Here is an 11,904-nt window from a genome sequence, read left to right on the forward strand (position 1 = left end):
GAGCGTTCGGAACGAAAGAGTGCCCCACAACGCTCGTGATTCGGAGCAGTTGGATGATCACGCCGGTTCGACGGAACTGGAGTCCCAAGGTATTATTCAATGCTTTGACGCCGGCGATGTTCGCTGCCGAACCATCTGTTGTGCGCGCGCGTTGGGACAAGTTGTGGCCGGATTTGTATACGGAATTTGACGCGAGGCATTTGAAAGAAGAACTGTCGATTCGTAGCTTGATCGTTACCGACGAAGCTGAGGCATTCTTTGACGCCTGGGCCGCGGACGAAGAGCGTCACACTGATGGCTTCGTCCAAATCATAGAACTCGTCGCTGGCGGATCCGAAGAGAATCTCCGGGAGAGATTGAACGATCGATCGCATGATTTTAGTTCGATCAGTGAATACTTGAACGACGAATTCTCTCTAATGGTGATGATCGCATTTGATGAAATGTGTACTTGCCACGCCTATGCTACGGAAAGGGAGTTTTATGTCAGACTTCGGAACGACAGATTCCTTCGCTGGCTGAGAGAAGTGATCGCCGACGAGGCGGTTCACTCGATGAATGCGGTTAACGTTATCCGCGCCCGCTACGACGACCGCATCCGCGAAGTCGGCCCAATCATCGACAGTCTGATCAGTGGCTTCGCCGATGATCCTCCTTACGCCGGCACCTTCGTTCTGGACTACTTCGGCGGGTCCTATACGAAGGAGCTTTTCGCCAAGTGCCGCGCCACGATCCTGAGAAATATTGCCAAGCCACTCACGACCGCAGAGCGAAACAGACCGAAGCGTCGGCCAATTTGACCTCAACGCCGTCGCGCCCCGCTTGTGGAGGTTTCCAGCGCCGAGGCCCAGCTCGCCCCTTCGGCTTGTAGATGACCGGCTGCTGCACAGCAAATAGCGAATGTCGAATAGCGCCGTTGCTTGTAGGACCGACGGAGTGCTGTCTCAGTCTTATTGCCGAGTTCGCAGACCCGAATTGTTCGCCAGACGTTGGATCTGCGATGAGCCTGCCCTTGGCGTTGCAGACGCTGGGAATTTTACTCAGCTGCCGATACCCATTTCTTCGGTGATGACCGTGTACCGCAGTGAGCTCGTTCGCGCGTAACAGCTTGGCGAGGCTTACCGCATCGCGCCGGTTCGTCTTCGCTCGATCGGCCGGCCTTCTTCGGAACGAGCGAGGGGGCGACCACCAGGCAGTCATGGCCGAGGCTCTTGAGCAGTCTGTAGAGGCCATATCCTGTCGGCCCTGCTTCGTAGCATAACGTCAAACGACAGCATTTCGCTGCAAGCTTTGCCACCAGCTTTCGGATCGCCGCCTCCGTAGCAGGCCCCCCCCCAGATATCGGACCTCGCCGCCACGGCCGCTATCAGCCATTGCTACCGCACTACGCAATTTTGACGTATCGATTCCGACAAAGGCCTCGGTATGATGACCCACGACTCGCCCTCCTTGTTTGAGGCTCTGCCCGGTCCATCCAGGTAACCCTCGTCGTAACATCGAGGGTGAGGCGCCTCATTTTGTGGGGAGGACATACAGTCAATGGTAGGGCCCGCGGGAAAGCGGAAAGCTGTCGCGCATCTCATGGAAGCTCACGGGATGAGCGAACGGCGGGCGTGTAAAGCCATCGGCTGTTGCCGCATGACCATCAGATTTCGCAGGAGGTCGCCGACATTCTGGCAAGTCTTGCGCGCGAGAAACGCTATTTCTCCGCCGCCTGCAAGAATATCTCGAGAGGGCGCTCGCATCGGACATCCTTCTGCTGCACAATCCAGCGCGTCGGGCGAATTTCGGGGGGCAGCGATCCAGAACGCCGAGCGTTCTCGTCGAAATGGGGTTCATGTCGAATAAAGCCGACGAACTGCTGCTGCAATCAGATCATCATCGAGCCAGCGTCGTTGCGGCGCTTAAGACCGGTCTTGAGGTTTTGCATACGACAGACCACGACGTTCTAAGTGCCCGCAATTGCCGCGGCTCCGCCGCGCTGGATGTGGGGACGACTGTCCGCGAAGCGCCCAAGGTATTGGGGATAAACCGCAATCAGTAGCGTGACGCGCTTGAAAGCCGAGCCGGCCCGCGTTAGCAAGATGTTATGTTATAACATAACATTGCATCTCGGTAGCCCCACGGATCGTCATGCCGCTCCGGTTGCTAGATGCGCAGGTGAGAACGGGATGTCAGTAGACGGTGCAGGATGGACCGACGAGCGTATTGAACGGCTGGAGTCTCTTTGGGCGGGAGGACTAAGCGCAAGTCAGATCGCTGCCGAGCTTGGCGGCGTCACGCGAAACGCCGTGATCGGAAAGGTTCACCGTCTCGGTCTTTCTCGCCGTGCGACCACCCCCGCGAAACCGCGAGCCCCGCGTTCGCCCCGTCTCGAGCGATCATCACGGTTTGGTCCCGTGGCCAGCGTTCGGCATCGCGGCAATCTGGCCTTGGCCTCGCCCAACATCGACTATGTCGACGAGCAGGTAGAGGTCATTGCAGAGATCGTGCCACTGGCCCGATATCTCACTCTGGCAGAGCTTGAGCCGAGTTCATGCCGCTGGCCCATCGGGGATCCGGCCTCGCCGGAGTTTCGGTTTTGCGGTGCGCCGGCGCTTCCGGGTGAAAGCTATTGCAGGGCGTGTGCGCGCAAGGCCTATCAAACAACGGTCCCACGCTCATCCAGCTCTGGACAGCGCTTCAACACGAGGCGTGGGTCCAAGCCGTAAGTGGACGTTAATCCGCGCACCACGTCCCATACCACGGGTCGGGTACTGTGCGGAGAGTTCTGTAAAAGCTGAGAGGCTGAAGCGGTCTTGAGTGGGCGGCGGCGATCAAGGTGAGAATTCAAAAGCGAATGTCGCTCGGTCCCGAGACGGTCGGTGGGCCGGTAGACGTCGCGGTGATATCAAAAGGCGATGGGTTCTTTGGATTGAACGAAAGCACTACTTCAGCGGTGCGACCGTCCTGCAATTCGAGAGGCCGTGCCGCCACGACGGTGGAAAAATCGGCACGCGGTGCGTCGCCGTGGAGCATACACCGCGTGCCGCCGAAGCTCGTGCCAGTGCGCGGGCGACCAGCTCGCCGATACTGGTCGCCTCTTCCACGAGCATCAGTATGTCGCGTATGCCGCATCCACCTGACGAGAAGCTGACGGGGCGGCCACTTGCATCTGTCTGTCCGGAGGCAGCCATGACCATAATTGAGCTGTACGAGACCCTCGCCGACCTTCACTCGCATGCATCAAAAACGTCGCTAAACTCGCTGCTGGTTCAGCCGGAAGCGGCTCCGCTTGATCGAGTCGTCTATTCAGGGACGCGCGACCGCAAGTTCCAGAACGATAGCTGGGAAGATGCGCCGGCGATGGAGATGACGGTGGGCTATCTCGTCGTCGTTCCCGCCGACCGTCAGCTCACCCAGCTCTACATCCCGCGCCGGACGAGGCTCGCCTAACGGGCAGTGCAACGAAGCAATATGATCGTGCGACGAATGCCCATTTTCGGCCGGATAAGGCCAGTGGACCCCCCGACAAGGGGAAGCGGTCACTCCAATGTAAGCGGCAAGCTGAGTCCGTCAGGCGGCGTGGTTCCATGGCATAAGCGCGTCGATTTGGCTACTCGGCCAACCGTTGGCTATACGCTGAAGCGTTAGGGTGAGCCAGGCGAACGGATCGACGTGGTTCATCTTCGCCGTCTGCAGCAGTGTGGCGACGCTCGCCCAGGTCCGTCCGCCGCCATCACTACCAGCGAAGAGACTATTTTTTCTCGTAATTGTTTGCGGCCTGATGGCGCGTTCGACGATGTTCGAATCGAGCTCGATGCGACCATCGGTCAGGAAGCGTTCGAAGATGGCGCGGCGCGAGACGGCGTAGCGGATCGCCTCGGCCAGTTTTGATTTGCCGGAGATCCGCCGCAAGGTCTGCTCCCAGAGATCGAAGAGATCTGCAATGACCGCCGCGGAGGCTTGCTGGCGCGCGGCAACGCGTGCGTCGGGGCCACGACCACGCACGGTCTTCTCGACCTGCCAGAGCTTTGCCATCCGCTCGATTGTCGTCGTTGCCACTCTCGAGCTCCCTGCAACGTGCAGCTCGTAGAACTTGCGCCTGCTGTGTGACCAGCAGCCAGCCAATGTGATGCCATCATTGCCGCGATCGGGGCGCGCCAATTTGTTATAGGCTGCGTAGCCATCCACCTGCAGGATACCCCGATAACCATGGAGATGCCGGACCGCGCATTCGCCGGAGCGGCTGTCCTCGAAGCGATAAGCCACCATCGGGGGACCACTGCCACCAAAGGTTCGGTCATCTCGGGCGTAGGCCCATAAGTAGGCCGTCTTCGTCGATCCGGAGCCGGGAGCGAGCGTCGGCAGGGTGGTTTCGTCGGCAAAGACCCGTTCGGCCTTCTTGACCTCGCTGAAGACGTAGTCGGCCACGATCTCGAGCTCGAAGCCGAGCTTGCCCATCCATTGCGCCATCAACTGGCGGTCGAGCTCGACCTTGTCGCGGGCGTAGATCGCCTCCTGCCGGTAGAGCGGCTGGCCATCGGCATATTTGGCGACCGCGATCTGGGCCAGAAGCGCTTCCGTCGGAATGCCGCCTTCAATGATATGGGCCGGGGCCGGCGCCTGGATGACGCCGTCCGCGTTCTTGAAGGCATACCTGGGACGGCGCGTGACGATCACACGGAACTTCGCCGGCACCACATCCAGACGCTCCGACACGTCCTCGCCGATCAGCACCTTCTGCTTGCCGGCATGCTCAGCCAGCTCTTCCGGCTCAATGACGGTTTCGACGCGTTCCAGATGGGGCGCAAAGCCCTTGCGCCGACGAGGTGCACGCTTGCCGTCCGCTTGCGCTCGGCTCTTGCTGACCTGGGCCTTGATCGCAGCGATGCCGGTCTCGATCTCCTCGAAGACGAAGGCCTGCTGTTCATCGGCACCATTCGCAGAGCCGAGCTTTTCCGATCGCCGACCGAACCGGGCGCGGTCGAAGGCCTTCAGGATCTGCGTCAGCCGCTCGATGCGCGCATCGGCATCGGCGTTGCGGGCCTTGAGATCGGCGACCTCGCTCTCAAGAGCATCAGTGCGGGCCGCCTTCCCAGCCATGGCAAGCACCATGGCCTTCAGCGTCTCTACGTCATTCGGGAGGTCGAGATCGGGCGGCGTCATTGGCCCGACCAGAGCACATTTTGCTCCGGTTCTCTCGCCCTTTCAGCTCACTGATTCACTTCGCCGCAGTGCTTTTACCCAACAATCTCCGGCGGCTTGACCGCCACGGTCCGGACCCGCTTCCAATCCATCCCATCCACCAGTGCCATCAACTGCGCCGGGCTGAGCTGTACCCGATGATGCCCGATCCGCGGCCAACAGAACTTCGCCTTTTCAAGACGTTTCAAATAGAGGCACACGCCGGAGCCATCCCACCATACGATCTTTATTCTGTCGGCTCTCTTGGCCCGGAAGACATAAAGCGCACCGTCGAACGGATCTGAGCCGGCATCGCGCACAAGCGCAACAAGGCCATCGATACCCCTGCGGAAGTCGACTGGATGGCTGGCCAGGAACACCTTCACACCAGAGGGAATCATGCCGAACGGACCGCCCGGATCACCCGCTGCAAGTGCGCCTCGTCGACATCCATGCCGGCGCGCACGACGATCTCGCCAATGGCAATCTCGATCACTGCGTCTGCCACAGAAGGCACCGCACCCTCGCAACCCGAGTGCCGCGAGCGATAAAGCTGCTCAGCCCGAGCACCACGGCGCCAAGCGAACAGCTGCGACGGGTGGATGCCGATCCGGTGGGCGATCGCCGATACGCTCGCGCCAGGCTCCAGTGCCTCTGTCACAACTTGCGCCTTGAACTCGTCCGACCAGCGTCGGCGAAGCTGCCGCGGCGCTCCGTCAAGACGCTCGGCGACCGCTTCGATCATATGGAAGGTTCTAGTTCCAGAACTAGGCGTAGACATAGAAGCTCTCATCGGCTCACAACTCAGCAGCCGATAGCCCATCGCTCCCCCACTCCGCTAGACGGGGTCTCTTTGCCGCTTACACTCCAATAGGAGTTTGCAGTTTTGTTCTGAGTGGCGCGGCCAGACTGCGATTCTCCGCAAGTTCTATGGCATTGTGCGATGCGGCCCCGTCAGGCGGCGTTGTTCAGCTGGATGACCAATTGCTCACCACAGGCTGCACCGGCGAAGTTTGTGACTTGGCGGACCAAATTCGGACAATGCGCGGTCATCGAATCCCGTTGAGTTTGTCGATCATCGCGAGCGCACCGCGCGCGACCGCGTCAACCTGATCCTGCGTCAACACATATTGCGGACGTACCGGATTCCTGACGGGTCCATTGCAGCCATACGGCTTGCGAACAAGCCTTTGCCCTTGCCGAGTTCTTTGGCGATGTATTTCGAAACGATCCGCAGGCTGCCGGCATCAGCCGTGCGGCAGACCGACGCATCCGCGAGCCAATCGCCATAGACGACCCATGCATGCCCGTCCCAATCGAGGTTCGACTCAAAGAACAGCTCTTTGCCGTCGACGCGCTGCGGACCGAGCCTCTCGAGCGCCGGTGAATACAACGCGCTCATCAGGACGCACTGACCCGACATACTGCCAGGAAAAGCCTTGACTACCTTGAGCCCGGCCTCGTGGAGCACGAGCTTATCGGCCTCACTGACCGTGGACATGCTCCACGCATTTGCCGCAGCAGCATCGAATTAGGTCGTTATCAGCTCTTGCAAGTCCCTAGGCATTCCGATCTGACCCGCCGTCAAAAAGCTTCGCCGGTCATCAACTGTGCCGAAGTGCCCCAGTTGTGCCCCGGCATTTCTGGGGCACACATCCAGGGAATCAATTCATTAAGTTGTTGATGATCAAGGCTTAATGGTGGGCGCACAAGGGATCGAACCTTGGACCTCTCCCGTGTGAAGGGAACGCTCTCCCGCTGAGCTATGCGCCCGGGACCATTGTGCCGGTCAGGCGGTTGGCCGACCGGCACGTCAGAGCCCGCGATTTAGAAGTGCGGGCCAAAGGTGTCAAGTTTTCAGGGGGCGTCAGGCCGGAAAATGATCCGTGGATCCCGCAACCCCCCGCGAAATCGCCTTTTGGCGGCCTATGCGCCCTGTTGGCGGGCGCGGGAGGCGTGGGCCTGAAGTGCGCGGATGCGCTCGGCGAGCGTGCCGCCGCCCTCGGGCAGGCTGGCTGCAGCCGCGCCGTTCGCGGTCGTGCCATTGGCCGGACGAGGGGAGGGCTTCGGCGCCTGGCCTGCCTCGGCCGCGAGCAGCGCCTCGATCGGCGAGTTCGGGCCTTCGAGCTGCATCGCCAGCTTGGCCACCTCGGCGGCGATGTCGTTGATACGCTCACGCAGCAGCGCATTCTCCATGCGCTCGGTCGCCCAGGAGCTTTCGGCCTGCTGCTGGATCGCGTTGATGTCGCGCTGAAGTTTTGAGCGCTCGTCGCGCGCGGCCTTGAGCTGCTCCTCCAGCGTGGCTTTCTCGCCACGCAGCGCCTCCAGCGCCGGCGACTTGTTGCCGGCGCTGAGGCCCGTGATCTCGGTGCGCAGTTCCTTGATGGTGCGCTCGGCCGTCTCCTGGCCCTGACGGAGCTGGTTGTTCTCGTAATCGCGCTCGGCGAGCAGCTTGCCTTGCGTTGCGAGCCGGCCCTCGAGATCGGTGACCCGACCGGAGAGCATCTCGGCCTCCTTGACCTGCACGATGAGCTGGCGGTCGAGGTCGGTGACGCGCTGGCTCAGATTCTCGACGCGCCCGCGCGCGTCGCCGAGTTCGCGCGAGGCGGTCTCGGACTCCGAGCGCTCCTGCGTCAGCCGCGCCTGCGTGGAGGCGAACTCCTTCTCGGCATCGCCGACGCGATTTTTCAGCTGTTCGATCTGCGCGCGCACCGCGACCAGCTCGACCTGGCGGCTTTCCGCCATCATCGAACGGTCGGAGAGCTCATGGTTGATCCTGGCGAGTTCGCCCTGCTTGTCGGTCAGCGCCTGTTCGGCGGTACGCAGCGCCTCGGTCTTGGCGTTGAATTCCTCCTCGGTGGCGCGGAGCTGCTCCTTCACCGCCTTTTCGCGCGCCTCCAGCGCGAAGATCGTGGCGTTCTTCTCGCCCAGCTCGATCTTCATGCGGTTGATGGCGTCGCTCTTCTTGCCGAGCTCGGCAAGCTGGCTCGTGGTCTTGTTCTTGAGCTGATCGACGCTCATTTCCAGCCGTCGCGCGGACATGGCGAACTCGGCGCGGAGCTGGTCCTTGTCGGCCTGGATCTCCGCCATCGACAGCGGCGTTGCCGCTTCCAGCCGGCGCGTGGTCAGGCGTACGGCGCGGTTATGCACCAGCGGCACGATCGCGAGCCCGCACAGCATCGAAAGCAGGAAACCGATCGCAAGGTACATGATCGGTTCGACCATGAGCCACAACTCCCAGAGACAAGGAAAAATTTACCAAAGACCATGCCATGGCGGGCCGGCAAAAAGCCAGCCCCGGTACGTCGTTAACGTGAATCGGTAACCGAAAAAGAAGGGGCGCCTCAGAACGCGCCGGATCCTTCGCTAGCGGAAAAGCAGCTCGCTACGGCTCCATCCATCCCGCGCGCCGGGATCATGCCGTGATGCCTGTTGATTTGCCGGGCTCGTCAACGGTTCCGCACGATGCGCAAGGCATCGTGCCGGCGGGCCTTGGCTACTTTGCATGGGGTTGTTTTCGACATTTTGTCGAACGCCCCGGGCGGGGTTCGCTAGAACGGGTTCCAGGTCGCGCGAGGGGTGTATTTCAGGTAGCCGATATTGGCCCCGAGCCGCAGACCGATGCCGGACCGGATCGGCACCAGCACGATATTGTTGGCGGTCAGGGCCGTCATGCCGAAGCCGCCGATGATGTAGGCGGAGCCGTCGATGCCGGCGAAGCGCTGGTAGATCGCGTTGGTGGCGGGCAGGTTGTAGACCAGCGTCATGGTGCGCGCGCCGTCGCCGCCCCAGTCGAAGCCGAGCGAGGGGCCTTGCCAGAAGACCCTGAGGTCGCCGGCATTCTTGGTATAGAGCGTGCCTTCGCCATAACGCAGGCCTGCAACGAAGGCGCCGGAACCTTCCTCACCCAGGATGTAGCCGTTCGGCAGGCCCCATTGGCTGACCGCCTTCTCGATGATCGAGGCGAGCCCGCGCGAGACGTTGCCGAAGAAACGGTGCCCGGCGCCGACGAGTTCGTCCGGCCCATAGGTGTTGGGCGTCGGGGTCCGCTGCGGCGGCGGCAGGTTGGGTGGCGGAGCCTGCTGTGCGGAGGCCGGCACGATCCAGCCCACCATCGCGGCAAGTGCGACCGCGGCGAGGCGTGATGCGAAAGTCATAAAAGAACCCCTGGTATCGAATCCGGCTGCACCCTTAACCTGACGCCAACAGGCGAGGGCTAGGTTGCGCCGAATGTCCCCTCGACTCGGATGTTATCCGTAGCAACTATGACGGCACAACGGCAGGAAGAAAGCCCTTTGCGCCCCGGAATTGCCTTGATCGGCCTCTGGATCGCTCTTTTGGCCGGCCTCTGGCTCACTTTCTATGGGCCGGCCGCCAAGGCCGCCACCACCGAGCGGATCGTGGTCAACCGCTTTTCGGGGGTGGCCATCGAGGGGTTCGACCCCGTGGCCTATTTCGTCGACGGCGGGCCCGCCCTCGGCACGGCCGAGTTCGAGGCAAGCCTGTGGGGCGCAGTCTGGCGGTTCCGCAACGAGGGCAACAGGGCGGAGTTTCTGGCCCATCCCGAGGTCTATGGACCGCAGTTCGGCGGCTATGATCCTACCGATATCGCCCGCGGCGTCGTCATCGCCGGCAATCCTCGCTTCTTCGTGGTCTCGGCCCAGCGGCTCTATCTGTTCAGCCGGGAGGATAGTCGCGACGCCTTTGCCGCCAATCCCGAGCGCTTCCTTTATGAAGTCCGCAAGCGCTGGCCCGCGCTGCAGGAGCAACTCAGCCAGTAGGGCTGAACGCGCCTTGCGGGTCGCCCCAGGCGATGAACTCCGGGACGATGAAGTTGTCGCGTCTCTCGCCAAACCGGATCTCGCCGCCCTTGCCGTCCGTGACCTTGCCGCCGGCGGCGGTGACCACGGCACATCCGGCGCCGACGTCCCATTCCGAGGTCGGGCCGAGGCGGGGATAGATGTCGGCGGTACCTTCGGCGATACGGCCGAATTTGACAGCCGAGCCTGCGGTCTGCCTGACCGCGCCAGGCCGGCCGGCAATGAAGGCTTCGCTCCTTGCGTCACAATGCGAGCGGCTGACCGTGGCAACCCAGGGCTCGCCCGGCTTCGGCAGCTTTCGGGTTCGGATCGGCTCGGCAGTCCCGATGATCGCGCCATCAAACGTCACGCGCTCCGCGCCGCGCCCGACGATGCCGCGCCAGAGCAGGCCGAGCGCGGGGGCGCTGACAATGCCGAGCAGCGGCACGCCGTCGGTGATGATGGCGAGATTGACGGTGAACTCGTCGCGGCCGGCCACGAACTCCTTGGTGCCGTCGAGCGGATCGACCAGAAAAAAGCTGCCCTGAAACGGCGACGTCGCAAGCTGAGCCCGCTCTTCCGACAGTGTCGGCGTGTCTGGTGCGAGCTGCAGGAGCCCCTCGCCGATGATGCGGTCGGCGGCAAGGTCCGCTTCGGTGACCGGTGAGCCGTCCTGCTTGCCGTCGACCCGCATCGCGGCCCGATCGACGGCGAGGATCGCTTCGCCCGCCTTCAGCACCAGCGCGGTCAACGGCTCCATCAGGCCAACGGCGGCCGCCGAATCAATGCGTCCCTTCACCTGCATGCCTCATTCATCGGCAACCTCTTTCGCCTCAAGTCGATTCGCGTCCTTAGGGCCGCTTCGAGCCTATCGCAAGCGCTAGCTGCAACGGGGGTACGAATGTTAGAACCCGAGCCAATTTTAGGGCACGCGTGATTCGCCGCCTTTCGGCCGCGCTATTCCAGGAACCATCGATGTCTGGCACCTCGTCACCCGGTACCGCTACTGCTCCCGATATGCTCGAACTCGCGGCTCTTTTGTGCTCGCGGGTCTGTCACGACCTCATCAGCCCTGTCGGCGCCATCGTCAACGGCCTCGAGGTGCTCGATGACGATCCCAAGCCCGAGGATCGCGAGTTCGCGCTGGACCTGATCCGCAAGAGCGCCAAGACGGCATCGGCGCGGCTGCAATTCTGCCGGCTCGCCTTCGGCGCAGCCGGATCGTCCGGCGCGCAGATCGATCTCGGTGACGCGCAAAACATGGCGCGCGGCCACATCGAGGACGGCAAGTGCACGATCACCTGGAATTTGCCGCGGCTCCTGTTGCCGAAGAACCGCGTCAAGCTGCTGCTCAACATGCTCGTGATCGCGCAGCATACGATCCCACGCGGCGGCATGCTGAAGGTCGATCCGATCGGCGATGGCGAGACCATGAGCTTTCGCGTCACCGCCACCGGACACAATGCGCGCCTGCCGCAGAACATCGCCGAGCTCTTGAGCGGCGAGCGCGGACCCGCTGCGGACGCGCATGCGATCCAGCCTTATTATACGCGGCTGCTGGCGCAGGCCTGCGGGCTCACCGTGAAGCTCGCGCCGGAGGGCGAGGCGATAACTGTTACGGCTTCGTAAACGGCAACCGCACGGCACTCGTTAATCAAAGCTTTACAGGGCGCTTCGAAACTTTCGGAGCGCCTTATGTCTTTGTTGGTTCCGTTCTTTTGCACTTACTCAACCAATATTAAACGCTTTGCGGTGAAGCTGGCCTCATTCTGAAAGGCGCATCCCATGCGCCTTCCCTCATGAAGGCCTGTTTCCATGGATGATCTGTTGCGGGAGTTTTTGACGGAGACCAGCGAGAGCCTGGACACCGTGGACAATCAGCTGGTGAAGTTCGAGCAGGAGCCGAACAACGCCAAGATCCTGGATAACATCTTCCGCC

13 protein-coding genes, 1 tRNA gene and 2 pseudogenes are annotated in these 11,904 nt (G+C 62.0%); 7 read left to right on the plus strand and 9 right to left on the minus strand.

Going from position 1 to position 11,904, the window contains the following annotated elements:
* The first annotated feature begins 53 nt into the window (after positions 1-53).
* Positions 54-800: a hypothetical protein gene (locus ACV1FX_RS39410; protein ID WP_473122882.1), complete on the plus strand. Its 747-nt coding sequence runs from the start codon at positions 54-56 to the stop codon at positions 798-800.
* A gap of 274 nt (positions 801-1,074) precedes the next feature.
* On the opposite strand, the pseudogene ACV1FX_RS39415 reads toward ACV1FX_RS39410, so the two are convergent.
* A pseudogene (locus ACV1FX_RS39415) lies at positions 1,075-1,437 on the minus strand (IS110 family transposase); the annotation flags it as partial.
* Between the two features lie 96 nt (positions 1,438-1,533).
* Between ACV1FX_RS39415 and ACV1FX_RS39420 the strand changes: the two are divergent.
* The 4 genes and pseudogenes from ACV1FX_RS39420 to ACV1FX_RS39435 form a co-directional block, all read left to right on the plus strand.
* A pseudogene (locus tag ACV1FX_RS39420) lies at positions 1,534-1,656 on the plus strand (IS3 family transposase); the annotation flags it as partial.
* A gap of 58 nt (positions 1,657-1,714) precedes the next feature.
* Positions 1,715-2,044, plus strand: a complete 330-nt coding sequence (locus ACV1FX_RS39425; protein ID WP_473122891.1) for an N-acetylmuramoyl-L-alanine amidase — start codon at positions 1,715-1,717, stop codon at positions 2,042-2,044.
* 127 nt (positions 2,045-2,171) lie between these two features.
* Positions 2,172-2,711 carry a GcrA family cell cycle regulator gene (locus ACV1FX_RS39430; protein ID WP_473122892.1) on the plus strand — a complete coding sequence of 180 codons (540 nt, stop codon included), beginning with the start codon at positions 2,172-2,174 and terminating at the stop codon, positions 2,709-2,711.
* 463 nt (positions 2,712-3,174) lie between these two features.
* Positions 3,175-3,435, plus strand: coding sequence for a hypothetical protein (locus tag ACV1FX_RS39435; protein ID WP_473122883.1), 261 nt, complete (start codon positions 3,175-3,177; stop codon positions 3,433-3,435).
* Between the two features lie 120 nt (positions 3,436-3,555).
* Here ACV1FX_RS39435 and tnpC read toward each other — a convergent pair whose 3' ends face one another.
* The 7 genes from tnpC to ACV1FX_RS39470 all read right to left on the minus strand — a co-directional run bounded on the left by tnpC (position 3,556) and on the right by ACV1FX_RS39470 (position 9,323).
* Complete coding sequence (gene tnpC, locus ACV1FX_RS39440; RefSeq protein WP_473122884.1) at positions 3,556-5,148, minus strand: IS66 family transposase; 1,593 nt, start codon at positions 5,146-5,148, stop codon at positions 3,556-3,558.
* 74 nt (positions 5,149-5,222) lie between these two features.
* Entirely contained in the window at positions 5,223-5,567 is a 345-nt protein-coding gene (gene tnpB, locus ACV1FX_RS39445) for an IS66 family insertion sequence element accessory protein TnpB (protein ID WP_254097333.1), read from the minus strand.
* Positions 5,564-5,911, minus strand: coding sequence for a transposase (locus ACV1FX_RS39450; protein ID WP_473122885.1), 348 nt, complete (start codon positions 5,909-5,911; stop codon positions 5,564-5,566). The genes tnpB and ACV1FX_RS39450 overlap by 4 nt, the downstream gene beginning before the upstream one ends.
* 375 nt (positions 5,912-6,286) lie before the next feature.
* Positions 6,287-6,667: a hypothetical protein gene (locus ACV1FX_RS39455; protein ID WP_473122886.1), complete on the minus strand. Its 381-nt coding sequence runs from the start codon at positions 6,665-6,667 to the stop codon at positions 6,287-6,289.
* 197 nt (positions 6,668-6,864) lie between these two features.
* Positions 6,865-6,939, minus strand: a tRNA-Val gene (locus tag ACV1FX_RS39460).
* 153 nt (positions 6,940-7,092) lie between these two features.
* Positions 7,093-8,391 carry a hypothetical protein gene (locus ACV1FX_RS39465; RefSeq protein ID WP_473122887.1) on the minus strand — a complete coding sequence of 433 codons (1,299 nt, stop codon included), beginning with the start codon at positions 8,389-8,391 and terminating at the stop codon, positions 7,093-7,095.
* 326 nt (positions 8,392-8,717) lie between these two features.
* Positions 8,718-9,323: a DUF1134 domain-containing protein gene (locus ACV1FX_RS39470; RefSeq protein ID WP_473122888.1), complete on the minus strand. Its 606-nt coding sequence runs from the start codon at positions 9,321-9,323 to the stop codon at positions 8,718-8,720.
* Between the two features lie 138 nt (positions 9,324-9,461).
* On the opposite strand from ACV1FX_RS39470, the gene ACV1FX_RS39475 reads away from it, so the two are divergent.
* Positions 9,462-9,947 carry a YHS domain-containing (seleno)protein gene (locus ACV1FX_RS39475; protein ID WP_473122889.1) on the plus strand — a complete coding sequence of 162 codons (486 nt, stop codon included), beginning with the start codon at positions 9,462-9,464 and terminating at the stop codon, positions 9,945-9,947.
* On the opposite strand, the gene ACV1FX_RS39480 is transcribed toward ACV1FX_RS39475, so the two are convergent.
* Positions 9,937-10,770: a 3'(2'),5'-bisphosphate nucleotidase CysQ family protein gene (locus tag ACV1FX_RS39480; RefSeq protein ID WP_473122890.1), complete on the minus strand. Its 834-nt coding sequence runs from the start codon at positions 10,768-10,770 to the stop codon at positions 9,937-9,939. The two genes, ACV1FX_RS39475 and ACV1FX_RS39480, sit on opposite strands and share 11 nt — an antisense overlap.
* A gap of 170 nt (positions 10,771-10,940) precedes the next feature.
* On the opposite strand from ACV1FX_RS39480, the gene chpT reads away from it, so the two are divergent.
* The gene (gene chpT / locus ACV1FX_RS39485) at positions 10,941-11,594 is read left to right on the plus strand and encodes a histidine phosphotransferase ChpT (protein WP_254103655.1); all 654 of its coding nucleotides are present in this window, start codon (positions 10,941-10,943) and stop codon (positions 11,592-11,594) included.
* Positions 11,595-11,904 lie beyond the last annotated feature (310 nt).

This window comes from Bradyrhizobium ingae (genome assembly GCF_055791185.1).

Coding starts and splice junctions, on each gene's coding strand:
- ACV1FX_RS39410 (WP_473122882.1), top strand. CDS start 54: ATGATCACGCCGGTTCGACGGAACTGGAGTCCCAAGGTATTATTCAAT.
- ACV1FX_RS39430 (WP_473122892.1), top strand. CDS start 2,172: ATGTCAGTAGACGGTGCAGGATGGACCGACGAGCGTATTGAACGGCTG.
- ACV1FX_RS39435 (WP_473122883.1), top strand. CDS start 3,175: ATGACCATAATTGAGCTGTACGAGACCCTCGCCGACCTTCACTCGCAT.
- tnpC (WP_473122884.1), bottom strand. CDS start 5,148: ATGACGCCGCCCGATCTCGACCTCCCGAATGACGTAGAGACGCTGAAG.
- tnpB (WP_254097333.1), bottom strand. CDS start 5,567: ATGATTCCCTCTGGTGTGAAGGTGTTCCTGGCCAGCCATCCAGTCGAC.
- ACV1FX_RS39450 (WP_473122885.1), bottom strand. CDS start 5,911: ATGATCGAAGCGGTCGCCGAGCGTCTTGACGGAGCGCCGCGGCAGCTT.
- ACV1FX_RS39455 (WP_473122886.1), bottom strand. CDS start 6,667: ATGTCCACGGTCAGTGAGGCCGATAAGCTCGTGCTCCACGAGGCCGGG.
- ACV1FX_RS39465 (WP_473122887.1), bottom strand. CDS start 8,391: ATGGTCGAACCGATCATGTACCTTGCGATCGGTTTCCTGCTTTCGATG.
- ACV1FX_RS39470 (WP_473122888.1), bottom strand. CDS start 9,323: ATGACTTTCGCATCACGCCTCGCCGCGGTCGCACTTGCCGCGATGGTG.
- ACV1FX_RS39480 (WP_473122890.1), bottom strand. CDS start 10,770: ATGCAGGTGAAGGGACGCATTGATTCGGCGGCCGCCGTTGGCCTGATG.
- chpT (WP_254103655.1), top strand. CDS start 10,941: ATGTCTGGCACCTCGTCACCCGGTACCGCTACTGCTCCCGATATGCTC.